Below are 25,436 nucleotides of genomic sequence, written 5' to 3'. Positions count from 1 at the left end.
GCTGCTCAGGAGGTGAGCAGTGCACCTCCCTCTGCGGCCTCCAGCAGTCGCGTGAGCAGCGGGTGCATGACCTTGCGCGCGTTGTAGATCAGGTGGAACTGCTCCTGCACGTCGGGCGTTGTGCCCACCTGCACCAGACCATGGGTCTTGAGCAGATGCGCGCCCACGGTCACGGGGGCCGGCATCACCCCCATGCCCGTGGCGGCAAAGGTGCTGAGCAGGGCGCTGTCCTCGAACTCGCCCGCAATGCGTGGGCGGATGCGTTCGCGCTCCAGCCAGTGGTCGATGCGCGCACGCATGGCGGCATGGTCGGTAGGCAGCAGCACGGGCACCACGGCCAGGCTCTGCGGAAACTGCCGCGCCGCCGCCTCGGCCCACACGGGTGGGGCATACCAGGCCACGGCGCTCGTGCCCAGCAGCTGGCTGGTGGTCTTGAGGGCCGGGTTGGGCGGCGCGGCGCGGTCGGCCAGCACCGCGTCGAGCTTGTGCAGCGCGAGCTCGCCGAGCAGCGGCTGGAACTCCCCCTCGTGGCACAGCAGGCGCAGGTGGGGCTCGTCGAGCACGGGCGTGAGCAGCCGGTGCATGGCCAGCTTGGCGATGCCGTCCGAGATGCCCAGGTTCAGCCGCAGCGTCTGGCCGCTGGCGGCCTCGCGCACGCGGTGGGTCAGCTGCTCGCCCAGGGCAAAGATGTGGTCGGCCTCGTGCAGCGCGGCCACGCCGGCCTCGGTGAGCACCAGGCTGCGCCCCTCGGTGCGCAGCAGGCTGGTTCCCAGGGCCTGCTCAAGGGAGCGCACCTGCGCGCTGATGGTCTGCACGGCCATGTCCAGCCGCTCGGCGGCGCGCGCGATGCCGCCCTCCTTGGCGACCACCCAGAAGTAGTACAGGTGGCGGTAGTTGAAGCTCTGGCTCATGGTCTTGCGTATCCCAGTGCGTTGAAGGGGTATCGGTGCAGGAACTGGTTGGTTCGTAAAAACCGAACAAATAGTACCGTGAAGGCAGGTTTTTAAGATGCAAAAGCATCCCTACAGTGCGGGCTTGTCCTGAATGCCAACCCATTGCACCGGAGAGAACCCATGCGCCACGCCGCACCCCTTCCCCTGTCCGCCCCGACCCCGGGCCTGCCACCCCTGCCGCGTTCGCGGCGCTGACGCCGTCGCGCGAAGGAGCAAGACTTCATGGAAACGATCGGAACCTGGTGGATGTGGGCGGGCTTTGCCGTCTTCGTGGTGGTGGCCATCGGCATCGACCTGCTGGTGATGGAGCGCCAGGGCGCGCACAAGGTCACGATGAAGGAGGCCGTGCGCTGGAGCCTGCTGTGGTTCTCGCTGGCCTTCGTGTTCGTGGGCATCCTCTGGTGGTACCTGGACGGCAGCCAGGGCCGCGAGGTGGCCAACACGGTGTCGATGCAGTTCATCACCGGCTACCTGGTGGAAAAAAGCCTTTCGGTGGACAACATCTTTGTGTTCCTGATGCTGTTCAGCTATTTCGCCGTGCCGCCGCAGTACCAGAAGCGCGCGCTCATCATCGGCATCATCGGCGCGATCGTGCTGCGCACGCTGCTCATCCTGGCAGGCGCCTGGCTGCTGGCCACCTTCCACTGGCTGCTGTACGTGTTCGGCGCGTTCCTCGTGGTCACGGGTGCCAAGATGTGGTTCGCGGCCGGGCAGGAGCCCGACATCGCGACCAACCCCGTGCTCAGGTTGCTGAAGAAGCGCATCCGCATCACCGACCAGTTCGACGGCGAAAAGCTCTCCACGCTGGTCCAGGGCGTCAAGCACTACACCCCGCTGTTCGTGGTGCTGGTGCTCATCGGCACCACCGACATCATCTTCGCGGTGGACAGCATCCCGGCCATCTTCGCCATCACCAGCGACCCGTTCATCGTGCTCACGGCCAACATCTTCGCCATCCTGGGCCTGCGTGCGCTGTACTTCCTGCTGGCGGACCTGGCCGACCGCTTCCACCTGCTGGCCTATGGCCTGGCCCTGGTGCTGGTGTTCATCGGCGGCAAGATGCTGCTCATCGACCTCGTGAAGATTCCGATCGGCTACGCGCTGCTGGTCACGGCATCGCTGATCGCGGGTTCGATCTTCCTGTCGCTGCGCAACTCGGCCCCGGGCGCCCACAAGCCCCTGGCATCGCCATCCAAGGACTGAAGGGAGTAGGAGACCATGCAATTGCTCGATGCCATCATGCTCTGTGTGCTGGTGGGCCTGGTGGGGGCGACGGTGACGGCGTACCGCGCCGGCAATGAGCGGCGGGACGTGCGCCTGCTGGCGGGCCTTGCCGCCCTGTGGGGCGCCGGCACGGCCGCGGCCCTGGCGTGGAGCTGATCAGGGTGGTGATGCAGATGCTGTGCACCCTGCGCCGCTGGCTGCGCGGCCTGGAACCCCGGGCCCGCGTGCACCTGGACCGGGGCTGGCTCGCCCGCTTGCGGCCCTGGCTGGAGCGGCGCGAGCTGTTCCGCTTTCAGCGCCAGCCGCTGGCGCGCGGTGTGGCGGCCGGCATGTTCTGCGGGCTCATTCCCGGCCCGCTGCAGATCCCCGGCACCCTGCTGGTGTGCGCGTGGCTGCGCGGCAACGTGGTGGCGGGCGGCGTGGCCACCTTCTATACCAACCCGTTCACCACCGTGCCGCTGTATGCCCTGGCCTTCTACCTGGGCGCGCTGGTGATGCCCGGCACGCAAACCCTGCCGCCATGGAGCAGCGTGGCGCCGGGCGGCGATTTCTCCGTGCAGGCGATGGCGGCCTGGATCCAGGCCCTGGGCACGCCACTGCTGATCGGCCTGCCCACGCTGGGATTGCTGCTCGCGGCGCTGGGTTACGCCGTGGTGCAGGTGCTGTGGCTGGCCCCCGCCCTGCAGCGCAAGCGCCGGCTGGCGCGCTGCCGCTCAGCCGCCGCGTAACGGACGAATCGGCGCTGCTCGCTTTCCGAAGCGCGAAATCCCGCAGATCCTGGAGTCCACGGGCTGCGAAACCGGCGCGCTGCTATCGCCAGTGCCACCGCGGAACTGGCTTGGCCAGGCCGCGGGTGGCGTCCCCCTGAGGGGGAGGCGGCGCAGCCGCTCAGGGGGCTCAATCCAGCTTGACGCCCACCTTGGTGATCACACGACCCCACTTCTCGCGTTCGGCGCGCGCGAAGCTCCCCATCTGCGCGGCGGTGCCGGGCAAGGGTTCGACACCCAGGGCCTGCAGGCGCGCACGCGTGCGCGTGTCGGCAAGGGCGGTTTGAAGGGCCTTGCTGAACTGGGCCACCGCCTCGGCCGAGGTGCCATGGGGGGCGACCAGCCCCTGCCACGCAAAGCCCTCGAAGCCCTGCAGGCCCTGTTCGGCAATGGTGGCCACGTCGGGCATGGTGCCCACGCGCTGCGGGCTGGCCACGCCGATGGCCTTGACCTTGCCGGCGGCAAGGAACGGGTACACGGTGGCGCTGTCGATCCACATGGCCGGGACCTGGCCGCCGATCACGTCCTGGATGGCCGGTGCCGCACCCCGGTAGGGCACGTGCGTGAGCCTGAGGCCGCTTTGCTCGCGGAACAGCTCGCCCACCAGGTGGTGCGGGCTGCCGGGCCCGGCCGAGGCCCAGTTCACGCCGTCGGGCAGGCCCTTGGCCCAGGCCATGAACTCCTTGAGGTTCCTGGCGGGCACGTTGTTGGACACCACGAGGAACATGGGGAAGCGCACCAGCAGGCCCACGGGCTGGAAGTCCTTCTCGGCGTTGTAGCTCAGCTTGCTGAACAGGAACGGGTTGGCCGCCAGCGTGGCGAAGTCGGCCGAGAAGATCAGGTTGCCGAAGTCCTTGTTGCGCGCGCTGTACTCGGCCGCGATGTTGGTGCCCGCGCCGGGCTTGTTGTTGATGACGATGGGGCGGCCCAGCGTGGCCGACATCGACTCGGCGATGGTGCGCGCGACGATGTCCGAGCCGCCGCCGGCGGCATAGCCCACCACCCATTCCAGCGGCTTGGTGTCCTGGGCATGGGCCTGGGGGAGGGTGGTGGCCAGGGCCAGCCCGGCAAGGGTGGCGAGGAAGTGTTTGCGCAGCATGGTGTCGTCTCCGGGGTGTCGTCAAAAGAATCGGGCAAAGCCAGGGCTTGCACCGTCCGTGCGGTGCCGAAGCCCCGGGGGGCGGATGGGGTGCGGGGGCGCGGCTAGGCCGCCAGGGCGTGCGTGGGCACCACGGGCGTGATGGCCTGGGTGGCGCGCCGGTCTGCCAGTGGCATCGCGGCGCCGCGCGCCAGCTGCAGGGCATGCAGCAGCGTGGCCTGGTCGCCGATGTGGTTGGCCAGCAGCAGCACGAGGCGGGCGTTCATGGCGTGGCTCTCGGGCGTGGACAGGCCCTGGTGCGCAGCGATCAGCGCCTCGTAAAAATCGTCGCAGGCCTGCAGGTGGGGCTGGGTGTTGAGCATGATGAAGGTGTTCCTTGTCAGGGGGCCGGCGCCGTGGCGTGGGCCAGGGCGGCACGCACCGCCGCTTCGGTGGGGGTGCGCCAACGTGCGCACACATGCTGGTCGGGGCGCACGAGGTACACGGTGCGTGGCTGGGCATCGAGCCGCTGCGCGGCCAGCGCCTGGTGGTCGATCACGTCGATGCCGATCTGCAGCACCCGCACATGGGCCAGGTCCCGGGCCCAGGTGGGGGCGGGGCCAAACACCAGCAGCGTGAAGTCCGGCCCCAGCTCGCGCAGCAGCCACGTGGGGCGGCCCTGTTTTGTCAGGGGAGCGTCGAGCAGCACCGCACCGGGCACCTGCGTGCCCGCGAAGGTGTCGGCGTCGGGCGTGTTCAGCGGCGACTGGTGCAGCGTGGCCGGCACCGACAGGCGTCCGCTGTTGACGATGCGCCGCGCAAACGCATGCTCGCGCGCCAGGTGCAGCGCGGCATCGCGGAACAGGCGGCTCACCTCGCTCTTGGGCGTGATGAAGTCGGTGGCGCGCGTGGAGTTGCACAGGTTCTCGTCCGCCGCGTATTCGCGCTCGGGCCCGTAGGTGGCCAGCAGGGCAGGGCCCACTCGGCCCTTGAGCACCCAGTCCAGCTTCCAGGCCAGGTTCTCGGCATCCTGCACGCCGCTGTTGGCGCCGCGTGCGCCAAAGGGCGAGACGCCATGCGCGCTGTCGCCCGCGAAGACCACGCGGCCGTGCACGAACTGGTCCATGCGCAGGCAGGCAAAGGTGTAGACACTCGCCCAGTCCAGCTCGAACTGCGCATCCGCGCCCAGCAGCGCCTGCACGCGCGGGATGATGTTCCCGGGCTTCTTTTCTTCTTCCGGGTCGGCGTCCCAGCCCAGCTGGAAGTCGATGCGCCACACGTTGTCCGGCTGGCGGTGCAGCAGCACGCTCTGGCCGGGGTGAAAGGGCGGGTCGAACCAGAACCAGCGCTCGGTCGGGAAGTCCGCATCGCCCGCCAGCTTCACGTCGGCGATCAGGAACCGGTCCTGGAAGATGCGGCCCTTGCTTTCCAGTCCCATCATCTGGCGCAGGGGCGAACGCGAGCCGTCGCAGGCGGCCACCCATTGCGCATCCACCTGGTAGGGGCCTTCGGGCGTGTCGATGCTGAGCAGGGCGCCGTCGTTGCGTGCGGCCACGGCGGTCACCTTGTTGTGCCAGCGGATGTCGATGCCGGGCAGCTGCAGCGCGCGCTCCACCAGGTAGGCCTCGGCGTAGTACTGCTGCAGGTTGATGAACGCGGGGCGCTCGTGGCCTTCTTCGGGCAGCAGGTTGAATTCGTAGAGCTGCTCGTCCTTGAGGAACACCTTGCCCACGTTCCACGACACGCCCTTGTCCACCATGCGCTGGCCCACGCCCAGGCGGTCCCAGATTTCGAGCGTGCGCTTGGCGAAGCAGATGGCGCGCGAGCCGATGGAGAGCTTGTGGTCGTTGTCCAGCACCACCACGCGCTGGCCGCGCTGGGCCAGGTCGATGGCGAGCGATAGGCCCACGGGGCCCGCACCCACGACCACGATGGGGTGCGGCGCGGGCGCGGCGCTGTCCTGGTCGGGCGAGCGCACGTAGCCGAAATCGATGGCCTGCACGTCCGGGCCGCTCGCGTGGAACGCCTCGGCAGGAATGTCTCTGGGGTTCATCTTTTGTCTCCTTCAGCCTCAGTGGCTCAGCCTTCCAGAGATTTCCACATCTGAATGTCGCGCTCGGCCGTCCAGATGCGCGGGTCGGGGTACTGCGTGGCCTCGTCGTAGGCGCGGGTCACGTCGAACGGCATGCAGTGGTTGAAGATCACCCAGTGGCCGTACTTGGGTTGCAGCTTCGCGAAGGTGGCCTCGTACACCTTGCGCAGGTCCTCGCCTTGGGCGGCGCTGGCCTTGACGCTTTCGTACAGGTCGCTGATGAAGGCGCGCGTGCCCGCCAGGCCCGCCTGCACCTGCTCGGGCGTCTGCAGCGCGGCGCCCCGGCCGGGCACTAGCTTCTCGGGCTTCAGGGCGGCCAGGTTGTCCAGGGTCTGCGGCCAGTCCTGGAAGTACGCATCGCCCGCATACGGCGTGGCGTCGAACTCCACCAGGTCTCCGGAAAAGAGGATTTTTTCCTGCGGCAGCCAGGCCACCGTGTCGCCCTTGGTGTGGCCCCGGCCCAGTTGCAGGATCTGCACTTCCACGCTGCCCAGCCACAAGGTCATCTTCTTGTTGAAGGTCATGGTCGGCCAGGTCAGGCCCTCGGGCACGCTCTCCACGTTCTGGAACAGGCGCGGAAAGCGGCCGATCTCACTGTCCTTGTCGAACTGGCCGCGCTCCACGATCAGGTCGCGCGTGTCTTCGCTGGCGATGATGTGCTCGGCGCCGTAGGCGCTGGCACCCAGCACGCGCACGGCGTGGTAGTGGGAGAGCAGCACGTACTTGATGGGCTTGTCGGTGACTTCGCGGATGCGGCGGATCACGTCCTGCGCCATCACCGGCGTGGCCTGCGTGTCGATGACCATCACGGCGTCGTCGCCAATGATGATGCCGGTGTTGGGGTCGCCCTCGGCGGTGTAGGCATAGGCGTGGTCGGAGAGCTTGTCGAAGCTCACCTTCTTCACTTCGAGGTCGGCGGCGGAGGCAAAGGTTTTGACGGTGCTCATGGTGGTGATTTGTTAATGATGAATGCGTTTATCTAAACGGAATGTGTTGATGTTAGGCAAGAAATTCGTTCATGTCTAATGCATTCGTTTAGGTGAAAACCCGAAGAGGCTTGCCTTGCCGCCAGGCGTGGACAATCGGGCCCATGCCCATCACGACCCCCGACCTGCCCCTTGCCGATGACGAAGACACGCCCCGCAGCCCGCGCGGCATCCAGAGCGTGGAGGTGGGTGGGCAGTTGCTGAAGGTGCTGGCGCGCACCGGCCGGCGCATGGCGCTCAAGGACCTGGCCCGCGCGGCGGACATGACGGCCGCCAAGGCCCACCCCTACCTGGTGAGCTTTGGCAAGCTGGGCCTGATCGAGCAGGACGCCGTGAGCGGCCACTACGGCCTGGGCCCCTTGGCCATGCAGCTGGGCCTGATCAGCCTGCAGCAGGTGGACCCGGTGCGCCTGGCCATCGCCGAGCTGCCCGCGCTGGCCCAGCGCATCGGCTACACCGTGTCGGCCTCGGTGTGGGGCGACAGCGGCCCGACCATCATCCGTGTCGAGGAAGGCCCCACGGCCGTGTACGTGGCCATGCGCCACGGCACCACGGCCTCGGTGCGCCACACGGCCACGGGCAAGGTGTTCGCGGCCTTCGGGCCGAGCGAACGCGCCGCCGCAGCCTTGGCGGCCGAAGGGTTCGCGGGCGCGCTGGATGAACCAGCGTTCGCGGCCGAACTGGAGGCGGTGCGCACGCACCAGATCAGCGAGGTGACCGACCAGCTCCTGCCCGGCATCAGCGCGCTGGCCACGCCGGTGTTTGACGGGTTCGGGCAGCTGGTGCTGTGCTTGGCGGTGATCGGGCCCAGCGCCACGCTGCGGACGGGTCCCGCCAGCCCGGCGGCGCGGCATCTGCGCGAGGCCGCGCGGAGCCTGTCACAACGGCTGGGGGCGCCGGTGAGCTCCGCCTAGTGCGCCAGGGCGTTCAGGCGGTTGCGCGCCCCAGCGCCTGGTCGATATCCCACAGGATGTCGTCCACATCCTCGATCCCCACCGACAGCCGCACCATGTCCGCGCTCACGCCCGCGCGGGCCAGCTCTTCTTCGCTCAGCTGGCGGTGGGTGGTGGAGGCGGGGTGGATCACCAGCGTCTTGGCGTCGCCGATGTTGGCCAGGTGGCTCAGGAACTCGCAGGCGTCGATGAACTTCTCGCCCGCCGCCGCGCCGCCCTTCACGCCGAACGTGAGGATGCCCGAGGCTCCGGGCGTTCCGTCCACGGCGCGGAACTGCTTTTGTGCCAAGTCGAAATACGGCGAATCTGCCAAACCGGGGTAGTTGACCCACGCCACCTGTGGGTGGCCTTGCAGAAACTTCGCCACGGCCAGCGCATTGCGGCAGTGCTCGCGCATGCGCAGGTGCAGCGTCTCGGCGCCCTGCAGCAGCTGCCAGGCGTTCATGGGCGAGAGCACGCCACCGAAGGTGCGGTTGACCTCCATGCGCGCCTTCATGGTGTAGCCGAAGTCGCCGAAGGTCTCGTAGAACTTCACGCCGTGGTAGGCGCGGCTGGGCTCCACCATCTCGGGGAACTTGCCGTTGTCCCACGGGAACTTGCCGCCCTCCACCACCACGCCGCCCATGGTCGTGCCGTGGCCGCCGATGTACTTGGTGGCGCTGTGCACCACGATGTCGGCGCCCAGGGCCAGCGGGTTGCACAGGTAGGGGCTGGCCACCGTGTTGTCGATGATGAGCGGCACGCCGTGCGCATGCGCCACCTCGGCCACGGCCGCGATGTCGAGCACGTTGACCAGCGGGTTGCCGATGGTCTCGCCGTACACGGCGCGGGTGTGGGGGCGCATGGCGCGGGCAAAGTTCTCGGGGTCGGCCGGGTCCACGAACGTGGTCTCGATGCCGAGGCGGCCAAAGCCCACGCCGAGCTGGCCCACCGTGCCGCCATAGAGCGTGCTGGCCGCCACGATGTGGTCGCCGGTCTTCAGGATGGCCAGCAGCGCCGCCATCTGCGCGGCCATGCCGCTGGCGCAGGCCAGCGCCGCGCGGCCGTTCTCCAGGCTGGCGATGCGCTCCTCGAACACGGCCACCGTAGGGTTGCTGATGCGGCTGTAGACGTTGCCGAAGGTCTGCAGGTTGAACAGGCTGCTCGCGTGTTCGGCGTTGTCGAACACGAAGCTGGTCGTCTGGTGGATCGGCGTGGCGCGTGCGCCGGTCACGGGGTCGGGCTGGGCGCCGGCGTGGATGGCGCGGGTGCCGAAGCCGAAGTCGCGGTCGGCGCCGGAGGGGTGGTCTGATGAGGACATGGTCTTGAATGAAATTGGCCGCAAGCGCTTGATGGGCAAGCGCTGACTGCTATGAATTTGCTAGTAAGGCAGTTGCCGCAGGCGCTTGGCGCTGATGACGCGCGTGTTCACGCCCATCCAGCCCAGGCCGCCAAACAGCCGCGCGTGCTCGATCTTCACGCAGCGGTTTTCGACCACCTGCAGCCCGGCGGCCTCTGCCTGCAGGCGGGCGGCCTCGTTGAACACGCCCAGCTGCAGCCACAGGCAGCGCGCACCGATGGCGATCGCCTCCTCGGCCAGCGGGGGGATGTCCTCGCTCTTGCGAAAGCAGTCCACCATGTCGATGCGTTCGCCCCGGGCCGCGAGCGCCCGGGCGGCATCGGCCACGCTGGCGTAGGCCGTCTCCCCCAGAATCTGCCCGCCCTCGCGCGCGACGAGCGGATTCACCGGCACGATGCGGTAGCCATGCGCCTGCATGTACTTGGCCGCGAAATAGCTGGGCCTGTGCCATTGGGGCGACAGTCCCACCACCGCAAGGGTGCGGCAGTGCGTCAGAATATCGCGCAGGGTGCTGATGGTGTCGGGCGTGCGTGTCATACATGGCAGTGTATGGGGACGGACTGCTGCGGCGCCAGAGCACCGTTGTCCATCCACACTGTGGCCCCGCCCCAGATTCCGAGGAGATCCCGTGCAGAACCCCCCACGCGCTCGCCGCGCCACTGGCCTTGTGGCCGCCGCCGTTGTCCTGTCCACCGTTGCCCTGAGCGCCTGCACGCCGCCCCGCGCGCCCGATGTCCCCAAGGTCCAGCGTGTCACGACCTACTCCTGTGACCGTGGCCCCATGCTGGTGGTGCACTGGCCCGCCCAGCCCGATGGCCCGGCGCTGCTGGAGATGAACGGCCGCACCGTGCCGCTGCAGCCTGAGCGTGTGGTCACCGGCTTTGGGTACGGCGACGGTGGCACCTACATCCGTGGCCAGGGCAACACGATGTTCTTCCAGGCGCCCCGTGTGCTGCGCGTGAACTGCGTGGCGCGCTGAGCCGAGCCCGCCACACTCGTAAAAACTGGCGCGCTCCCCACACCAGTGCCACCGTGGAACTGGCTCCGCCAGGCCACCGGTGGCGTCCCCCGCCGGGGGGAAGGCGCGCAGCGCCTCAGGGGGGCTTCCTACTTGTACTTGATGCTGCAGCCATACGGCGCGGTCGTCGCGGCCGTGATGGGCTTGCCCGCCAGCGCCTCGGCCAGCCCCACCTTCACATAGTTGGTGGCCTTCTCGATGTCGGCCGGGCGGGCCGAGGGGATGCTGTCGATGCCGCCCGCATAGACCAGCACGCCCTGCGGGTTGACGATGTACAGGTGCGGCGTGGTGCGCGCGCCATAGCTTTTGCCCACGGTGCCTTCCTCGTCCATGAGCACGGCGGTGGGCACGGCCTTGCGTTCGGCGAGCCAGGCCGTGAGTTTGGCGGGCTCCAGGTAGTCGCTGCTGGCCTTCTCGGTGGAATTGACCGCCAGCCACACCACGTTCTGGCCGGTGGCGTGCTTCTGCGTGGCGGGCATGTTGCCGCTGTCGTAGTGCTTGCGCACGAAGGGGCAGCCGGGATTGGTCCACTCCAGCACCACATGTTTGCCCCTGAAGTCCGACAGGCGCACCGTCTTGCCGGCGGCGTCCTTGAGCGTGAAGTCCGGGGCGGGCTGGCCCACGGTCGCGGCGGCCTGGGCACCCAGCGCCACCAGCGCGGCGGTGGCAATCAACGTACGGCGAAGCATCTTCATGGCGGACTCTCCTGAAGGGTTGGCTGTCGATGGAAAAGAAACGGGGTGAAAACCTCTACAACTGGGCAATGGTGGAGCGCACCTCGTCCACGCTGAGCACCTCGGTCAGCACCACGGGCGGCTTGCCGGGCCGGTAGAACACATACACGGGCACGCCGCTGCGGCCCAGCGCCGCCAGCGCGGCGGTGATGTCGGGGTCGCGGCGCGTCCAGTCCGCGCGCAGCAGGGCCACGTTCCTGGCCTGCAGGTCGGCGATCACGTCGGCGTCGGCCAGCGTGGTCTTCTTGTTGTATTGGCAGGTCACGCACCATGCGGCGGTGAAGTCCACGAACACGGGGCGGCCCGTGGCCACGATCTGCTCGGCCGCGCCGGGTGCCCAGGGCTGCCAGCCGTTGGCGGAAACCTGCGGGGCGGCCTGCGTGGCGGGCATGGTGGTGATATGCGGCGCAAAGGCCCAGACCAGCAAGGCCATCGCCGCGATGGACACACTGGCCATCCACACGCGCGCGCGGCCCGCCAGCGACAGCGCCCACACCACCAGCGACAGCCCCACCAGCAGGATCAGCAGCGCACCGGCGCCGTCGATGCCGCTTTGCTGGCCCAGCACCCACACCAGCCAGACCACGGTGGCCAGCATGGGGAAGGCCATGAGCTTGCGGAAGGTGTCCATCCACGCGCCGGGGCGCGGCAGCGCGCGGGCCACGGCGGGGATGAAACTCGCGGCCAGAAACGGCAGCGCCAGGCCCAGGCCCAGCGCTGCGAACACGGCCAGCGCCTGCGGCGCGGGCAGGGTGGCCGTGAGGCCCAGCGATGCGCCCATGAATGGTGCGGTGCAGGGTGATGCCACGGCCACGGCCAGCACGCCGGTCAGGAAGCTGTCGGCCACCGGGTGGCGCGCCTGCAGGCTGGCCACCGAGGACGGCAGGAACTGCCCGAACTCGAACACCCCCGCCAGGTTGAGCGCGATCAGCGTGAACAGCGCCGCCAGCGAGGCCACCACGGCCGGCGACTGCAGCTGAAAGCCCCAGCCAATGGCCTCGCCCGCCGCGCGCAGGCCCAGCATGAGCGCGCCGAGCAGCATGAACGACAGCACCACGCCCGCCGCGTAGGCCATGCCGCTGAGCCGGTGCGCGCGGCGGTCCTGCGCGTGCCGGGTGAAGCCCACCACCTTGATCGCCAGTACTGGGAACACGCAGGGCATGAGGTTGAGGATGAGGCCGCCGAGCAAGGCACCCAGCAGCGCCGCCGCGAGGGTGAGTGGCGATGCGCCGGAGCCTGCGGCCGACGCCGCTGCTCCTCCCGCTTGCGCTGCATTGGCCTTGAGCGCGGCCTCCAAGGCAGGCGACACGCTGGCCACCGAGGCAGCAGGAGGCCAGGTGCCCAGCACCTTGAGCTCGGCCCGGTAGCCGGTGCGGGTGTCGGGGCCGGTGGCGTGCGCGGCCATCTGCTCGGCCAGCACCACGGGCATCAGCGTGGGGCTGTTGCTGCGCTGGGCAGACAGGGGAATCTGCGCGGTCCAGACGGTGCCGTTCCAGGCCTGCTTCCAACTGGCGGCGTTGTCGATGACCTCGGCGGTTTCGGGGAACAGGTCCAGCGTCTTGCCCCGCAGCGCCACGGGCAGGCCCTGCACGCTGACCTGCAGCGCATTGCCGTCGGAAATCTGCGCCTGGCTGTCCGGCACGATGCCGCCGGTGCCCGCCAGCACGGGCCGGGGCTGCGCCTGGGCGGCCGCCTCGAACGCGGCGCCGTTCAGGGCCGTGGTGCTGCGCAGGGGCAGTTGCAGCGTGAATTCGCCCTCTTCGGGGATGCACTCCTTGCGGCAGACCAGCCAGGATGCGCGCAGCTTGATCGTGGCGTCCCTGGCGAGCGGCCCGGCGGCAAAGCTGCCGGCCACCGTGACGGGCACGGGCAGCAGCACCGTGCCTTCATAGCCGTAGTTGGCCAGGGTGCCGATGGGGATCTTGCGGGGCAGGGGCCAGGCGATCTCGCCCGCGTCCAGGCCGGCGGGCAGCGTCCAGGCCAGGTCGGTGGGCAGGCCGGAGTCGCCGGGGTTCTTCCAGTAGGTATGCCACTCGGGCTGGTGGGTGATCGAGAGGCCGAGCCACAGCGGCTGGCCGGGCGCTACGCCCTGGGGGGCATGGGCCATCAGCTCGGCCCGCACATACGGCGTGGTGACCACGCTCGTGCCCTGGCCGCTGGTTTTGGGGCTGAATTGGGCGCTAGCGCTTGTCCATAAAGCGCTAGCAGCTATGAAAAGCAGAGTGACTGCAAGGCGGTGGAGCAGGCGTTGGGGCATGGTTGCAGTGTGGGAGCAGGCGCGGCGCCGTTGGTTCCGGCGCCCGGCCGTCCATTCAGTGAATCCGCCATTGTGCGCGGGACCGCCCTCCCTCTGGAACGGGGCGCCCCCCGCGGGCCCCCTGGGGAAACGGGCGCAGCAGCTCCGGCACGAGGCGCCGGGGACCGCTCCGAAGAGCCGCCGCGTCTCGTGGCGGCACGGGGGCTACTGGGTGTTCAGGCTCAGTTCCGCACGCGGTGTCCATTTGTCGGGCTGGCTGCCCGACTTGGGCGCGGCCACGAACAGCCGTTCGGCGGGCAGCTTCTGCGCCACCAGATAGGCCCGGATCGCCTGGCCGCGTTCCTGCGCGAGTTCGGCGGCCATCGCGTCGGTGGCGCTCTGGCTGGTGATCAGCAGGGTTTCCATCTCGGGCACCGTGAGGTCCTTGGCCAGGCCCACCAGGTTGCGCGGCTTGGGGATGTCGGCGCGGCGGTACACCTCCTTGAGCAGGGCGGGGTACTCGGCCGCCGACACGGGCGCTGCCGTGTCGCCCCCGCCCGCACGGCGCTTTTCGGCGGCCACCAGCTGCTGCAGGCGTTCGCGCTGCAGGCCTTCGCGCTCGTCCTTGAGGCTCGCCATGCCGGTCACGGTGATCTTGAGGGCCGGCCGGTCGGTCAGCGCCTTCACCACCTTGTCCAGATTCTGTTTCGCCTCGGCCGTGAGCGCGGCGCTGCCCGGCGCGAAGGCCACATGGCTCAGCTCGTTGCCGCCGCCAAAGGCGCTGGCCAGCAGGCTGAAGGGGGCGGTGAGGGCCTTGCCGATGAGGTTGACGATGATCCGGCCGATCACCGGGCCCAGGCGGAACTGCGGGTCGTTCAGCGAGCCGCTGATGGGCAGGTCCAGGTCGATCACGCCGTCGCGGTCGGCCAGCAGCGCCACCGCCAGCTTCACCGGCAGGCTGTTGGGCGCACCCTCCACCGGCTCGCCAAAGGTCAGCTGGTTGAGCACCAGCCGGTTGCTGGCCGTGAGCTGGCCGCTCGGCAGCACCTTGTAGTTCACGTCCATGCTGAGCTTGCCGCGCTCGATGCCGTGTCCGGCGTACTTCACCGCATACGGCGTGAGCGGCGGCAGCTCCAGGTCGCGCACCTTGCCCACGATGTCGAGCGCCAGGGGCTTGGCCAGCGGGTTGAGCTTGCCGGTGACTTCCAGCGACGCCGAGCCCTCGGCACGGCCGCGCAGCTCCAGATCGGCCAGCATGGGTTCGCCGCCCGGCGCCTCGGAAGAGAACGCGCTGAGCCGGCCGGTCAGCTCCGAGAGGTCGGCCGAGTAGTTGGGCCGGATGAAGAAGTCCGAGAACGCCACCCGGCCATTGACCAGGCTCACCGGCCCGAACTGCACCACCGGGGCCAGCGGGTCGGCCTGGGCCACCGCGGCGCTGGCGGGGGCCGCGGCGGAGGCAGAGGCCGCGGGGCCGCTCGCTGCGGCGCTGGCGGCGTTCGCGGCCTGCGCCTCGGCGGGGGTCTTGGCGATGTCGCTCAGGTTGATGCGGCCGGCCTCGTTCACGGTGATGCGCGCGAAGAAGTCCACCAGGCTGGTCTCCTTGACCTCCACGCGCGGCGCCGTGCCCGGCGCCGTGGCCACGGACAGGCCGCGCAGGCTCAGGCTTTTCCAGGCCAGCAGTTCCTCGCCCACCTGCGCCTCGGTCTTGGGCGTGGAGGCGGCCGTGCTGTTGGCCTTGAGTTCGTCGACGGCGGCGTCGCCCGCCAGGCGCAGGCTGGTGCCCTTGTCGTTCTGCGCCAGCGCGACCTGGCCCCGGAAACCCACGTCCGCGCGCAGCAGCTCCACCGACAGCTGGCTGGCCAGGTAGCCGTCCAGCGCATGCAGCGGCAGCCGCGCGATGTCGAGCTTGCCCTGCGCGGCCAGGGGCTGCAGGGCCAGGGTGCCCTGGTAGTCGATCCGGCCTGCCTCGGGCTTGCCCGCGCCCCTGGCGCCACCCTTGCCGGGCGCGGCCACGCGCGCCGAGAGCTGGAAGGCCTCGGGCCTGGCGCCGTCGCTGGCAAGGTTCCTGGCGCTCAGGTTCAGGGCGGAAACTTCCAGGGCCACGGGCCGTGCCTGGGCGTTGTCGGCGAAGGAGACCACGCCTCCCTGCACGGCGAAATCGGCCACGCGCAGCTTCCAGGGGGCGGCCGCGGCGGTGCCTGGGGGCGGGCTGGCGGGGGCTGGCGACGGGCTGGCGCCCTTGGCCCAGCGCTCGAACATCCAGCGCCCGTCCGCGCCCCGGTCCACCGTGGCCTGCGGCTGGCTGAGGGTCAGCTTCTCCAGCGTGACCGTGCGGGCATCCAGCGGCACCTGGGCGCCCTGCACCTCCAGCTTGCCCAGGCTGGCCAGCGTGGTCCTGCCCTGCTTCACCGACAGTTGCTCCAGGGCCAGGGGGCCGGCCGTCAGGGTGACGCCGGTGGCGCCGGCCTGCGCGGCCTTGGGGCTGGGCGCCTCCCACAGCACGGCCACGTCGCCCGTCAGCTGTCCGGACACCTGCGGCTCCAGCGCCTGCGCCAGATAGGGGGCCGCCAGCTGCAGGGCCAGCGCGTTGACCGAGACAGTGGTCTGCGCCCGCCGGTCGGTGGCTTCGCCCACGAAGGCCAGGGCGCTGCCTTGCACGTTGAGGCCCCCCTTGAAGGTGAAGGGCTTCGACGATTCAGTGAAGGGCAGGGCGATGCCGGCGGCGTCCAGCGTGAAGTCGGTGGCCTGCAGCGCGGCGGCCGGGCGCGTGCCCTGGTCGACCCAGCGCACGGTGCCGCCCCGCACCGCGGCGCTGGCGACGGACACCTCCCAGGGCGCGGGCGCGCGGGGGGCTGCGGCCCTGGCGCGCGCGGGGCCCGATGCAGCGCCGCTGGCGGGTGTTGGGGGCGCTGCCTCGGAGCTGGCGGGCCCGCGCGCGGCGCTGGCCGGCGCGGCCTGTGCGACCTGCGCGGGGGCCGACGGCGCCTGGGCCAGCTGGGCCCAGTTGATGTCGCCCGACGCGTTGCGCGTGGCGGTCACCACGGGCGCGGTCAGCTCCACATGGCTCAGGCGCACGATCTGTTCCAGCGGCCGCACATCGGCCATGTCGATCTTCAGCCCGTCGTAGGCCAGCAGGTCCTGACCGCCCCGGTCGGTCATGCGCACATCGCGTGCCTGTACGGTCCCGCTGAGCTTCACGGCCATGCGGGGCGCCTGCTCGAACGCCACTTTCACATCCACATCCAGCGTGGCGCCCTGCACCTTGACCGGCAGGCTCGCGGGCAGGTACCCCAGATAGGGCGCGAGATTCAGCCCCTGCCAGCGGACGTTCGCGTCGGCATGGGTGGTCTGGGCAAAAGGGGTGCCCTGGGCGGAGGAGTCGAAGCGGCTGCCGCCCAGCACGAACGCCAGGTGGGGCTCGACCTTCACGTCGCGCTGGCTGGAAAGCGTGCTCACGAACGGCACCTGCAGCGCCAGCTCGCGCACCTCGTGGGTCTTGCCCACGCTGCTGTCGGTGAAGTCGATGCTGCCGCCGGTCAGCGCCAGGTTGTAGAGCGCCAGGCGCGCCGGCCCCGTGTCGGGCTCGTTCGTGGGCGCGGTGACCTTGGCGATGATGTCGTCCACGTCGTAATGGCCATCGCCGCGGTGCGTGAGGCGCAGCACGGGGTTTTCCACGGTGAAGGCATCCACCACGGGCGCCAGGCGCAGCAGTGACTGCAGTTCGCCGTCGGCGTAGATGCGGCCGATGGTGAGCTGGGGTGGCGCGCCCTCGTCGGCGCCGGCCACCGCCACGTCGCGCAGGGCCAGCTCCAGCGTCCAGGGCTTGAAATCGATCGCGCCCACCGTCACGGCACGGCCCAGCTGCGCGGTGGCTGCGCGCTCCAGCGGGCCCTTGAGCAGCGGCGGCACGGCCAGCCAGGTCAACAGCCACAGCCCGGCCAGGGCCAGGGCGGCGCGCACGATGGGGCGGAACCAGCGGTGCTGGCGGACGGAGGCAGGGGTGACGGAGCGCAGGGAAAACGGCATGGCGGCAGGCAGAAGTGAGCGCCGCCGTCCCAGGAGGCCTGGTGCAAGACCGCGTGCGCGGGCCGCTATTGTCCCTGTTGTACGTCAGGCCGCGTAAACCAATGCAACGGGGGTACCGCCCTGGCTCAAGATTGTTGACATTTGAGGGGGTGGCCAGGGCGTGGGCTCACTGGGCAAAGCCCGGTGCCACCCTGCGGGTGGTGGCCAAGTGCCACGTCTTTTGGTGCGCACTCATTTGCGCTGCGCACCCATGAGTGCACCCCAAGGAAAAGCGCTCTTCGCTGCGCTCACTGGGCAAAGCCCAGCACCACCCTGCGGGTGGTGGGGCAGTGCCACGTCTTTTTGGGGGCACTCATTTGCGCTGCGCACCCATGAGTGCTCCCCAAAGAAAAGCGCTCTTCGCTGCGCTCACTGGGCAAAGCCCAGCACCACCCTGCGGGTGGTGGCGCTTTTCTTTTCAATCTTCGTCACCACGATGGCGCCGATCTCGGACGTGTTGGCCACATGGGTGCCGCCACAGGGCTGCAGGTCGATCAGCGGTGCACCGCTGTCACCCCCGATGCGGATGGTGCGGATGCGCCCCGTGCCGCGCGGGGGCTGCACGCTCATGCTTTTGACCAGGGCAGGGTTGGCGTCCAGTTCTTCGTCGCTGATCGAGGCCACCGTGAGCGGGTGCGCGGCGGCCACCAGGGCGGCGATGGCGGCGGTGAGGGCTTCCTTGTCGAGCGGGTCGGTCATCGCAAAGTCCAGCCGCGCGTAGTCGGGGGTGATGGAGCAGCCGTTGACCAGCTGCGGCACCACATGGCACAGCAGGTGCGAGGTGGTGTGCAGGCGCATCATGCGGTGGCGGCGTTCCCAGTCGATGCGGGCGGTCACGGCGGTGCCTGCCGCGAGCTGGGCCACGCGGTCTTCCTGCCCCGGGGCGGGGACATGCACGATGTCGCTGGTGGCATGGCCTTCGGCGTCCTTGCCCTTGCGGGTGTCGGCGATGGCGATGCTGCTGCCGTCGGCGAGCAAGAGCACGCCGCTGTCGCCGGCCTGGCCCCCGCCCAGCGGATAGAACACCGTGCGGTCCAGCACGATGGCGCCGGTGTCGGTGATGGCGGTGACGTGCGCATCGCAGTCGCGCAGGTAGGCGTCTTGTCGGAAGATGTCTTGGGTCATGCGGTGATGGTAGCGGCATGGGCGGCGCCCCGTGGCTGCAGGGATACCACGGGCGCGGGCCGCCGGCTGCCATGGGCTGGGCAAGGCGGCGCCGAAGTGACGCGGCCCCGGACAGGCCCTAACATCGCGGCATGACCGCTGCCGCCGCGACCTCCTCCGCCCGCCCCGCCTTGCCCTCCCGCTTCTGGGCCGATCTGTCCACCCGCGACTTTGCCGCGCTGCAGGGCACGGGCCAGGCCGGCCAGGTGGTGGCCGTGCTGCCCGTGGCCGCCGTCGAGCAGCATGGCCCGCACCTGCCGCTGTCGGTGGATGCCACCCTGCTGCAGGGCGTGATCGACGCGGCGCTGCCGCAGCTGCCCGCCGACCTGCCCGTGCTCTTCCTGCCGCCGCAGAACGTGGGCCTGAGCCCGGAGCACATCCGCTTTCCGGGCACGCTCACGCTGTCTCCAGCCACGGTGATCGCGCTGTGGACCGAGATCGGCGAATGTGTGGCCCGTGCGGGCATCAAGAAGCTGCTGCTGTTCAACGGCCACGGCGGCCAGGTGAGCGTGATGGACATCGTGGCGCGCGAACTGCGCACGCGCTGCGACCTCATCGTCTACAGCGCCAGCTGGTTCAGCCTGCCGCTGCCCGATGCGGTGGCGGGCCAGTTCAGCGGCGAGGAGCACCGCTTTGGCATCCACGCGGGCGAGATCGAGACCTCGATGATGCTGCACCTGGCGCCTGGCGCGGTGCACATGGAGCACGCGCGGGATTTCCGCTCCACGTCGCAGGACCGGGCGGAGCGTTACGCCATTCTGGGCAACGGCAAGAGCGCCAAGCTGGGCTGGCAGATGCAGGACTACCACCCCGCGGGTGCCGTGGGCAATGCCGCTGGCGCCACGGCGGGCAAGGGGCGCGCGGTGGTGGAGGCCGCGGCGGGCCAACTGGTGGCGTTGCTGCAGGAGCTTGCGGACCTGGCGCCGCAGACGGTGCGCCCCGATACGGAATGGGAATAGGCCCGGATGTGCTGGCCGAGCCCGTCGTGGCCCGGCGGCGCCATGCTTCGCCGGGCTTTGCCACGGCTGCGCCCGTGAGCTCGAACCCCGTGCCCTGAACCCGGTTCCGGGCGCGCTGGATGGTCAGGCAGGGGAACAGGCGGGCCCGCTGGCGGCTATGCGTGCGTGATCCAGTCCAGGTGCGGCCCCTCGTTCAGGTGCGGCAGGGTGTTGAAGGTCTGCATCATCAGCCGCTTGGGCGCGATGGAGAACTCCGTCACCGCGCTGTTGCGCAGGCGCATGTTCAGGGCGATCGTCACCTCGGGCGCCGTGCCCAGCACCTCGCCCACGGCGGTCGAGATGGGGCCGCCGCTGCTCACCAGCAGCACGTTGTGGCCTACGTGGTGATGGCGCACATGGTCCAGTGCCGCGCGCACGCCGGCGGAGAATTCGTTCCAGCTGGGCATGCCCTGCGGGCTGATGACGCCGGCCATCCACTGGGCGAGCGCGTCGCACAGGATGCGGAAATGCTGGCGGTACAGCTCGGGCGTGTCGGCGCGGCCCAGGGGCTGGGGGTGGATGGCGGCGATCAGCGCATGGCTGTCGTACTCGTTGAGCCCCGGCAGCCGCAGCACCTCGGGCGCGGTCCGCAGGCCCTCGGCGATGCCTTCCAGCGTTTGTGTGTGGCGGCGCAGCGTGCCGGTGATCACGGCGTCGAACGCCAGGCCGCGCGCGCGCCAGTATTCGCCCAGGCGCACGGCCTGCTCACGGCCCCGCGCGCTCAGCTGGTCGTAGTCATCCGCGCCAAACGAGGCCTGGCCGTGGCGCACGAGGTAGAGGGTTCCCATGCGGCGGATTGTGGCCAGATCCGGGCCCTGGCGCTTGTCGCACAAGCGACCAATGCTACTGAAGATGTAGCAATTGAGCCCGTATGGACAAGGCGGTCAGGCCGCCAGGACGCTGCCGAACACCGGCGCGTCGACGTTGCCTCCCGTCAACGCCAGGCCCACTGCCTGCCCCTGGAGCTGCGCGCGCTCCTGCAGCGCCGCCGCCAGCGCGGCCGCGCCCGCGCCCTCGGCCACGTTGTGCGTGTCGGTGAAAAGGGCACGCATGGCGGCGGCCACCTCGTCGTCGCTCACCTGCACGATGTGGTCGATGTGCGGGGCGATGATGGCCAGCGCCTCCCGGTCGGCCACGCGGCAGGCCATGCCGTCGGCCAGGCGCGTGGTGACCGGCGCCTCGACCACGCGGCCTGCGGCCAGCGAGTCGGCGTAGGTGGTGGCATGGCTGCTGACCACGCCCACCACGCGCACGCCGTGGCCCAGCGCCAGCTTGGCCGCGATGGCCGAGCACGCGCCCGAACCCTGGCCGATGGGCACGTACACCACGTCGAGCTGGGGCACGGCGCGCAGGAACTCCCACCAGTAGGTGCTCACGCCGCGCAGCAGGTCGGGGTGGAAGCTGGGCACCATGTGGGCGCCGCGCTCGGCCGCGAGGCCCATGGCGAACTCGCGCGCCTCCTGGAAGTCGCTGCCGTGCTCGATGAGCGTGACGCCCAGCGCGCGCATGGCGGCGTTCTTCTCGACCGAGTTGCCTTCGGGCACGACGATGGTGCAGGCCACGCCGTGGCTGCGCGCGGCCCAGCCCATGCTCTGCCCGTGGTTGCCGCGCGTGGCGCTGATCACCTCCCGGGGCATGGCGCCGCGCCGGGCAAGCTGGTCGAAGTAGGTCAGGCCGCCGCGGATCTTGAAGGCGCCCACGGGCGTGTGGTTCTCGTGCTTGAGCCAGCAGTCGGTGCCCAGGCGTTCGCTCAGCAGGCCCCAGCGGTACTGGGGCGTGGGCGGAAAGTCGCGGTACACCACCTGCGCGGCGGCCTCGATGTCGGCCAGGGTGGGCAGGAGGGGGGCGGTGTCGAGGCGGGCGTTCATGCGGCGGCTTTCTTTTCGGTGAGCAGTCTGAGGGCGAGCAGGCCGAGCACCGTGCCCATGAAGTAGCGCTGGGCCCGCATCCATGCGGCGTTGCGGTTGAGGAACAGCGCCACGCGGGCGGCGCACAGGATCAGCAGTGCGTTGACGGCCGCGCTGGTGGTGATCTGCACCGCGCCCAGCGTCAGGCTCTGCAGCAGCAGGTGGCCGCGCTCGGGATGCAGGAACTGCGGGAAGAACGACAGGTAGAACATGGCGACCTTGGGGTTCAGGAGGTTGGTCATGAAGCCCATGAGGAACAGCGTGCGCGGGCCGTCGTGCGGCAGGTTGCGGGCCTCGAAGGGCGCGGCGCCGCCGGGCTTGACGGCCTGCCAGGCCATCCACAGCAGGTAGGCGGCCCCGGCGTAGCGGATGGCATCGAACGCCACGGGCACGGCGGCCAGCAGCGCGGTGAGGCCCAGTGCCGCCGCCAGCAGGTGCACCAGAAAGCCCAGCACCACGCCCGCCAGCGAGATCAGCCCCGCGCGCGGCCCCTGCGTGAGGCTGCGCGAGACGCAATAGACCATGTTGGGGCCGGGCGTGAGCACCAGCACGAGGGCGGCGAGCGCGAAGAGCAGCAGTTCCTGTGCGGAAAAGAGCATGGTGGTTACTCCGGAATGAAGGATGAAAGGGTGACCGGGCCGCGCGGCGTGGAGAGCTGGGCGGTGAGGCGGGGCACATCCCCCGCGCCCACGGCCACGTGGGCCGCCACGCCGACGGCTGCGCAGGCGGCCTGCAGCGTGGCCGATTGCGGGTGCTGCAGCGCTAGGGACTGCAGTTGCACGCCAGATACCGGCAGGCTGTCGCAAGGGTGCGCATCGCTCCACTGGATGAGCGTGGGCAGGCAGCCGTCCATCAGGCGCAGCCCGTCGCCGCGCACGGTGATCTGCCACTGCAGCAGCCCTTGCGGCGTGGGACGGCTGGCGGTGACGATGGCGCCGCGCTCCATGCCGAGCGCCGACAGCGCGGCGCACCCTTCGGCCACGTCGGGCACGGAAGCCACCCAGTGGATGAGCCGTGGGCCGTGTTGCGCCACCTGGTGCTGCAAGGCGGCATCATCCATGTCAAACCAGCGTCTGGCGCTTTCTGGTATTGCGCGAGCAGCTCCTGGGTTGATAGCAATGATCTCCAGGTAGGTGCGTGGATGCGCGGTGCTCCCGACATTCAGGATGCGATTGTGCGTGCCCATCAGCGGGTGTTCGCCGCCTGCCGTGGGTGTGATGCCCAGCGTGCGTTCGCACCACGACACGCCCGAGGCCAGGTCGGCCGCGAGCACGACCAGATGATCCACGCAGGGCGGCCTGGGCGCGGCGACCGTCACAGCAGCACCTCGCCCGACACGCAGGTGACGGAGCTGCCGCCCACCCAGATGGTGTCGCCGTCCTGCTCCACGAACACGCGGCCCGCGCGGGCCAGGCAGGTGCCCTGGCTGGCCACGTACCGGGTGGGGGCCAGGCCGGCGCCGATGAGCCACTGGGCCAGCGCGGCGTTGAGGCTGCCGGTCACCGGGTCTTCGGCCAGGCCGTTGTTGCCGGGGAAGAAGGCGCGCACCTCGAAGGCAATGCCCTCGGCGTCGGTGCTGCCGATGACGCCCACTTTTCCGCGCGGGCCCACCACGCCCACGTCCAGATGGCCGAGGATGCTGGCGTCCGGCCTGAGCGCCAGCACCTGCTCGGCCGAGCGCAGCATCACGCCGCGCCAGTTGGGACCGTTGTCGCACCAGGCGTGGTGCAGGATGTCGCCGCGCGCCACGCCCAGGCCGCGCGCGATCAGGGCGACATCGGCTTCGGGCAGCGGGCCGCTCTTGATGAGCGCGGGCGCCGCGAACGCGAGGCGCTCGCCGTCCTGGCGCAGCGTGACCAGGCCCACGCCGCACTCCTGCACCACGGTGCCGGCCACCCGGGGCTGGCCCCCGGCTTGCAGCCAGGCGTGGCAGCTGCCCAGCGTGGGGTGGCCGGCAAAGGGCAATTCGCGCCCGGGGCAGAAGATGCGCACGCGGTAGTCGGCACCGGCGGCGCGGCCTTCGGGCGTGGGGGGCAGCAGGAAGGTGGCTTCGGACAGGTTGGTCCAGTTGGTGAACTCCTGCATGGCCTCGGTGCTGAGGCCGGTGCCATCGAGCACCACCGCCAGCGGGTTGCCGCGGTAGGGCTGGTCGGTGAAGACGTCGACTTGCTTGAAGGGGCGCTGTTGCATGGTGGTCGTGGTCCTTGGAACAAAAAAGTGGTGAAACGGGCGGCGGATCGATCGGGGGAGGGCACGCCGGGGGCTGACCGGGGACGTGGCTCGGTGTTTTTCAGCTGTGTTCGGTGGGCGCCGGGGGGAGCCCACGGGGTCGGGGTTCAGCCGCTGGGGCGTGGGGTCTTGGGCGAGGTCATAGCAGCACCGTGCCTTCAATGCAGGTGACGGCGCGCCCGCCCACCCAGAGCTGGTGGTCGTCGTCCTGGCGGATGTGCACGCGGCCCGCACGGCCCAGGCACTCGCCCTGGGCCACCAGGTAGCTGCGCGGGGCCAGGCCGTCGGCGATCAGCCATTCGGCGAGGCTGGCATTGAGGGTGCCGGTGACCGGGTCTTCCGGGTTTCCCATGGGCGCGGCAAACGCGCGCACCACCACGCCGGGCCGGCTGGTGTCGCTGGCGGCGGGGCCCACATGGATCACGCCCACGTCCTGGCCCAGGTCCTTCAGGCGCGCATGGTCGGGCTTGAGGCCCAGCACGGTGTCCGCGCTGTCGAGCAGCAGGCCCAGCCACACGGGGCCGTTGTCCAGCAGCTGCGCGCCCTGGATCTGCTGGGGGCGCACGCCGAGCGCGCTGGCGATCAGCGGCACCAGCGCGGGGCTGGGCGCGCTGCGCTGGAGGGGCGGTGCGGCAAAGGCCAGGGTGTCCTTTGCCTGCGCGATGCGCACCAGGCCCAGCGCGCACTCCTGGATCGCCAGGCCGCTCTGGCGCGGCGTGTTGCCCGCCTGCAGCCAGGCGTGGCAGGTGCCCAGTGTGGGGTGTCCGGCAAAGGGCAGCTCGCCATTGGGGCTGAAGATGCGCAGGCGGTAGTCGGCGCCCGCAGCGCGCCCGGCCTCGGTGGGGGGCAGCAGGAAGGTGGTTTCCGACAGGTTGGTCCAGGCCGCGAAGCGGCGCATGTCGCTGTCGTCCAGGCCGTCGGCATCCAGCACCACCGCGACCGGGTTGCCGTAGCCGGGCCGGTCGCTGAAGACGTCGATCTGCTTGAAGGGGCGCTGGTGCATGGTGAGGTTCAGGAGAGAGGCTGGTCCAACACGCCCCGAGCGCCGGGGCGGGTGCTGACCGTGTTGTACCACCGCTCCAGGTGCGGCCGCGCGATGCGGTCCTGCGGCAGGCCCCACCAGCGGTGGATCTCGCAGCCCACGGGAATGTCGGCCATGGTGAACCGGTCTCCCGCCATGAAGGGCTGGCGTGCCAGGTGCGCATCCAGCATCGCCAGCAGGGGCTCGGTGGCCGCCACCGACGCGGCAATCAGCGCCTCGTTGCGCTGGGCTGGGGGCGTGCGTATCCACTGGATGAAGGCATCGCGCCCGGCCGGGTTCAGCGTGGTCTGCTGCCAGTCCATCCACTGCTCGGCCACGAAGCGCTCGCGCAACGCATCGGGGTACAGCTCGCCCATGGAATGCCGGGCACACAGGTAGCGCACGATGGGGTTGGACTCCCACAGCACGGCGCCCGTGTCGTCATCCTCGATCAGCGGGACGAGGCCGTTGGGGTTGAGCCCGAGGTAGCGGGCCTCGCGCACGATGCCGAACTGCCCCCCCGCATCGGTGCGCTGCAGCGTGATGCCCAGCTCCTGCGCCGCCCACACCACCTTGCGCACGTTGATGGACGAGAGCCGTCCCCAGAGCCTCAGCATGTTGAATCAACTTTCATGGTGCGTTGCGCGGCCCGTGACGCAGCAGGAAGCGGGC

General features: G+C 70.1%; 24 protein-coding genes. 6 read left to right on the top strand and 18 right to left on the bottom strand.

Translation table 11 applies throughout. The annotated features are described in order from the left end of the window. Positions 1 to 5 precede the first annotated feature (5 nt). Positions 6 to 911 (bottom strand): LysR substrate-binding domain-containing protein, encoded by a 906-nt coding sequence (locus AC1RCS_RS12630; RefSeq protein WP_492245104.1) that lies wholly within the window; start codon positions 909 to 911, stop codon positions 6 to 8. Between the two features lie 264 nt (positions 912 to 1,175). Here AC1RCS_RS12630 and AC1RCS_RS12625 point away from each other — a divergent pair, with 264 nt between their 5' ends. Genes AC1RCS_RS12625 through AC1RCS_RS12615 form a run of 3 tightly spaced genes read left to right on the top strand, consistent with a single transcriptional unit; the run spans position 1,176 to position 2,905 of the window. Then, positions 1,176 to 2,156: a TerC family protein gene (locus AC1RCS_RS12625; RefSeq protein ID WP_218296915.1), complete on the top strand. Its 981-nt coding sequence runs from the start codon at positions 1,176 to 1,178 to the stop codon at positions 2,154 to 2,156. A gap of 15 nt (positions 2,157 to 2,171) precedes the next feature. Beyond that, positions 2,172 to 2,333 carry a hypothetical protein gene (locus AC1RCS_RS12620; RefSeq protein ID WP_218296916.1) on the top strand — a complete coding sequence of 54 codons (162 nt, stop codon included), beginning with the start codon at positions 2,172 to 2,174 and terminating at the stop codon, positions 2,331 to 2,333. After that, positions 2,324 to 2,905: a DUF2062 domain-containing protein gene (locus AC1RCS_RS12615; protein ID WP_492245105.1), complete on the top strand. Its 582-nt coding sequence runs from the start codon at positions 2,324 to 2,326 to the stop codon at positions 2,903 to 2,905. The genes AC1RCS_RS12620 and AC1RCS_RS12615 overlap by 10 nt, the downstream gene beginning before the upstream one ends. Before the next feature lie 169 nt (positions 2,906 to 3,074). Here AC1RCS_RS12615 and AC1RCS_RS12610 read toward each other — a convergent pair whose 3' ends face one another. The 4 genes from AC1RCS_RS12610 to AC1RCS_RS12595 form a co-directional block, all read right to left on the bottom strand. Then, a complete protein-coding gene (locus AC1RCS_RS12610) occupies positions 3,075 to 4,043 on the bottom strand; it encodes a Bug family tripartite tricarboxylate transporter substrate binding protein (RefSeq protein WP_218296917.1) in 969 nt (322 codons plus the stop codon). Between the two features lie 104 nt (positions 4,044 to 4,147). Next, positions 4,148 to 4,408 (bottom strand): DUF2783 domain-containing protein, encoded by a 261-nt coding sequence (locus tag AC1RCS_RS12605; RefSeq protein ID WP_218297010.1) that lies wholly within the window; start codon positions 4,406 to 4,408, stop codon positions 4,148 to 4,150. A gap of 14 nt (positions 4,409 to 4,422) precedes the next feature. After that, positions 4,423 to 6,075 (bottom strand): FAD-dependent oxidoreductase, encoded by a 1,653-nt coding sequence (locus AC1RCS_RS12600; protein WP_369643520.1) that lies wholly within the window; start codon positions 6,073 to 6,075, stop codon positions 4,423 to 4,425. A gap of 26 nt (positions 6,076 to 6,101) precedes the next feature. After that, positions 6,102 to 7,061, bottom strand: a complete 960-nt coding sequence (locus AC1RCS_RS12595; RefSeq protein ID WP_218296919.1) for an MBL fold metallo-hydrolase — start codon at positions 7,059 to 7,061, stop codon at positions 6,102 to 6,104. A 143-nt stretch (positions 7,062 to 7,204) separates the two neighbouring features. Between AC1RCS_RS12595 and AC1RCS_RS12590 the strand changes: the two genes are divergently transcribed. Beyond that, positions 7,205 to 8,014 carry an IclR family transcriptional regulator gene (locus tag AC1RCS_RS12590; protein ID WP_492245106.1) on the top strand — a complete coding sequence of 270 codons (810 nt, stop codon included), beginning with the start codon at positions 7,205 to 7,207 and terminating at the stop codon, positions 8,012 to 8,014. A gap of 13 nt (positions 8,015 to 8,027) precedes the next feature. On the opposite strand, the gene AC1RCS_RS12585 is transcribed toward AC1RCS_RS12590, so the two are convergent. Then, entirely contained in the window at positions 8,028 to 9,353 is a 1,326-nt protein-coding gene (locus AC1RCS_RS12585; protein ID WP_492245107.1) for an O-acetylhomoserine aminocarboxypropyltransferase/cysteine synthase family protein, read from the bottom strand. Positions 9,354 to 9,413: 60 nt separating this feature from the next. Then, entirely contained in the window at positions 9,414 to 9,929 is a 516-nt protein-coding gene (locus AC1RCS_RS12580; protein ID WP_218341301.1) for a CoA-binding protein, read from the bottom strand. 91 nt (positions 9,930 to 10,020) lie between these two features. On the opposite strand from AC1RCS_RS12580, the gene AC1RCS_RS12575 reads away from it, so the two are divergent. Continuing rightward, a complete protein-coding gene (locus AC1RCS_RS12575; RefSeq protein WP_492245108.1) occupies positions 10,021 to 10,371 on the top strand; it encodes a hypothetical protein in 351 nt (116 codons plus the stop codon). A 128-nt stretch (positions 10,372 to 10,499) separates the two neighbouring features. Here AC1RCS_RS12575 and AC1RCS_RS12570 read toward each other — a convergent pair whose 3' ends face one another. From AC1RCS_RS12570 to AC1RCS_RS12555, 4 genes are all read right to left on the bottom strand, one after another. Further along, positions 10,500 to 11,105, bottom strand: a complete 606-nt coding sequence (locus AC1RCS_RS12570; RefSeq protein ID WP_218296925.1) for a thioredoxin family protein — start codon at positions 11,103 to 11,105, stop codon at positions 10,500 to 10,502. Positions 11,106 to 11,160: 55 nt separating this feature from the next. Then, complete coding sequence (locus AC1RCS_RS12565) at positions 11,161 to 13,401, bottom strand: protein-disulfide reductase DsbD family protein (RefSeq protein WP_492245109.1); 2,241 nt, start codon at positions 13,399 to 13,401, stop codon at positions 11,161 to 11,163. A gap of 204 nt (positions 13,402 to 13,605) precedes the next feature. After that, entirely contained in the window at positions 13,606 to 17,406 is a 3,801-nt protein-coding gene (locus AC1RCS_RS12560; protein WP_492245110.1) for a DUF748 domain-containing protein, read from the bottom strand. A gap of 408 nt (positions 17,407 to 17,814) precedes the next feature. After that, positions 17,815 to 18,570, bottom strand: a complete 756-nt coding sequence (locus AC1RCS_RS12555; RefSeq protein ID WP_218296928.1) for an alanyl-tRNA editing protein — start codon at positions 18,568 to 18,570, stop codon at positions 17,815 to 17,817. Between the two features lie 131 nt (positions 18,571 to 18,701). Between AC1RCS_RS12555 and AC1RCS_RS12550 the strand changes: the two genes are divergently transcribed. Further along, positions 18,702 to 19,568 carry a creatininase family protein gene (locus AC1RCS_RS12550; protein ID WP_218296929.1) on the top strand — a complete coding sequence of 289 codons (867 nt, stop codon included), beginning with the start codon at positions 18,702 to 18,704 and terminating at the stop codon, positions 19,566 to 19,568. A 155-nt stretch (positions 19,569 to 19,723) separates the two neighbouring features. Here the strand turns inward: AC1RCS_RS12550 and AC1RCS_RS12545 are convergent, their stop codons facing one another. From AC1RCS_RS12545 to AC1RCS_RS12515, 7 genes are all read right to left on the bottom strand, one after another. Beyond that, positions 19,724 to 20,395: a histidine phosphatase family protein gene (locus tag AC1RCS_RS12545; protein WP_492245111.1), complete on the bottom strand. Its 672-nt coding sequence runs from the start codon at positions 20,393 to 20,395 to the stop codon at positions 19,724 to 19,726. Positions 20,396 to 20,491: 96 nt separating this feature from the next. After that, the gene (locus tag AC1RCS_RS12540) at positions 20,492 to 21,475 is read right to left on the bottom strand and encodes a threonine dehydratase (RefSeq protein ID WP_492245112.1); all 984 of its coding nucleotides are present in this window, start codon (positions 21,473 to 21,475) and stop codon (positions 20,492 to 20,494) included. Then, positions 21,472 to 22,113, bottom strand: coding sequence for a LysE family translocator (locus tag AC1RCS_RS12535; protein ID WP_218341811.1), 642 nt, complete (start codon positions 22,111 to 22,113; stop codon positions 21,472 to 21,474). Before AC1RCS_RS12535 ends, AC1RCS_RS12540 begins: the two co-directional genes overlap by 4 nt. Positions 22,114 to 22,118: 5 nt before the next feature. Next, on the bottom strand, positions 22,119 to 22,802 hold the full coding sequence (locus tag AC1RCS_RS12530) for a VOC family protein (protein WP_492245113.1): 684 nt from the start codon (positions 22,800 to 22,802) through the stop codon (positions 22,119 to 22,121). A 26-nt stretch (positions 22,803 to 22,828) separates the two neighbouring features. Beyond that, the gene (locus AC1RCS_RS12525; RefSeq protein WP_492245114.1) at positions 22,829 to 23,704 is read right to left on the bottom strand and encodes a PhzF family phenazine biosynthesis protein; all 876 of its coding nucleotides are present in this window, start codon (positions 23,702 to 23,704) and stop codon (positions 22,829 to 22,831) included. Positions 23,705 to 23,882: 178 nt separating this feature from the next. Beyond that, entirely contained in the window at positions 23,883 to 24,746 is an 864-nt protein-coding gene (locus AC1RCS_RS12520) for a PhzF family phenazine biosynthesis protein (protein ID WP_218341813.1), read from the bottom strand. 8 nt (positions 24,747 to 24,754) lie between these two features. Further along, the gene (locus AC1RCS_RS12515) at positions 24,755 to 25,381 is read right to left on the bottom strand and encodes a glutathione S-transferase (protein ID WP_492245115.1); all 627 of its coding nucleotides are present in this window, start codon (positions 25,379 to 25,381) and stop codon (positions 24,755 to 24,757) included. Between the last annotated feature and the right edge of the window lie 55 nt (positions 25,382 to 25,436).

The organism is Acidovorax sp. GW823-FHT01C06 (assembly GCF_058798375.1).
Note: the sequence above shows the minus strand (reverse complement) of the source record. Positions and strands in the feature narration are given on the sequence as shown.

Coding starts and splice junctions, on each gene's coding strand:
- AC1RCS_RS12525 (WP_492245114.1), bottom strand. CDS start 23,704: ATGCAACAGCGCCCCTTCAAGCAAGTCGACGTCTTCACCGACCAGCCC.
- AC1RCS_RS12520 (WP_218341813.1), bottom strand. CDS start 24,746: ATGCACCAGCGCCCCTTCAAGCAGATCGACGTCTTCAGCGACCGGCCC.
- AC1RCS_RS12600 (WP_369643520.1), bottom strand. CDS start 6,075: ATGAACCCCAGAGACATTCCTGCCGAGGCGTTCCACGCGAGCGGCCCG.
- AC1RCS_RS12570 (WP_218296925.1), bottom strand. CDS start 11,105: ATGAAGATGCTTCGCCGTACGTTGATTGCCACCGCCGCGCTGGTGGCG.
- AC1RCS_RS12590 (WP_492245106.1), top strand. CDS start 7,205: ATGCCCATCACGACCCCCGACCTGCCCCTTGCCGATGACGAAGACACG.
- AC1RCS_RS12630 (WP_492245104.1), bottom strand. CDS start 911: ATGAGCCAGAGCTTCAACTACCGCCACCTGTACTACTTCTGGGTGGTC.
- AC1RCS_RS12580 (WP_218341301.1), bottom strand. CDS start 9,929: ATGACACGCACGCCCGACACCATCAGCACCCTGCGCGATATTCTGACG.
- AC1RCS_RS12610 (WP_218296917.1), bottom strand. CDS start 4,043: ATGCTGCGCAAACACTTCCTCGCCACCCTTGCCGGGCTGGCCCTGGCC.
- AC1RCS_RS12560 (WP_492245110.1), bottom strand. CDS start 17,406: ATGCCGTTTTCCCTGCGCTCCGTCACCCCTGCCTCCGTCCGCCAGCAC.
- AC1RCS_RS12585 (WP_492245107.1), bottom strand. CDS start 9,353: ATGTCCTCATCAGACCACCCCTCCGGCGCCGACCGCGACTTCGGCTTC.
- AC1RCS_RS12545 (WP_492245111.1), bottom strand. CDS start 20,395: ATGGGAACCCTCTACCTCGTGCGCCACGGCCAGGCCTCGTTTGGCGCG.
- AC1RCS_RS12550 (WP_218296929.1), top strand. CDS start 18,702: ATGACCGCTGCCGCCGCGACCTCCTCCGCCCGCCCCGCCTTGCCCTCC.
- AC1RCS_RS12515 (WP_492245115.1), bottom strand. CDS start 25,381: ATGCTGAGGCTCTGGGGACGGCTCTCGTCCATCAACGTGCGCAAGGTG.
- AC1RCS_RS12535 (WP_218341811.1), bottom strand. CDS start 22,113: ATGCTCTTTTCCGCACAGGAACTGCTGCTCTTCGCGCTCGCCGCCCTC.
- AC1RCS_RS12540 (WP_492245112.1), bottom strand. CDS start 21,475: ATGAACGCCCGCCTCGACACCGCCCCCCTCCTGCCCACCCTGGCCGAC.
- AC1RCS_RS12625 (WP_218296915.1), top strand. CDS start 1,176: ATGGAAACGATCGGAACCTGGTGGATGTGGGCGGGCTTTGCCGTCTTC.
- AC1RCS_RS12555 (WP_218296928.1), bottom strand. CDS start 18,570: ATGACCCAAGACATCTTCCGACAAGACGCCTACCTGCGCGACTGCGAT.
- AC1RCS_RS12620 (WP_218296916.1), top strand. CDS start 2,172: ATGCAATTGCTCGATGCCATCATGCTCTGTGTGCTGGTGGGCCTGGTG.
- AC1RCS_RS12565 (WP_492245109.1), bottom strand. CDS start 13,401: ATGCCCCAACGCCTGCTCCACCGCCTTGCAGTCACTCTGCTTTTCATA.
- AC1RCS_RS12595 (WP_218296919.1), bottom strand. CDS start 7,061: ATGAGCACCGTCAAAACCTTTGCCTCCGCCGCCGACCTCGAAGTGAAG.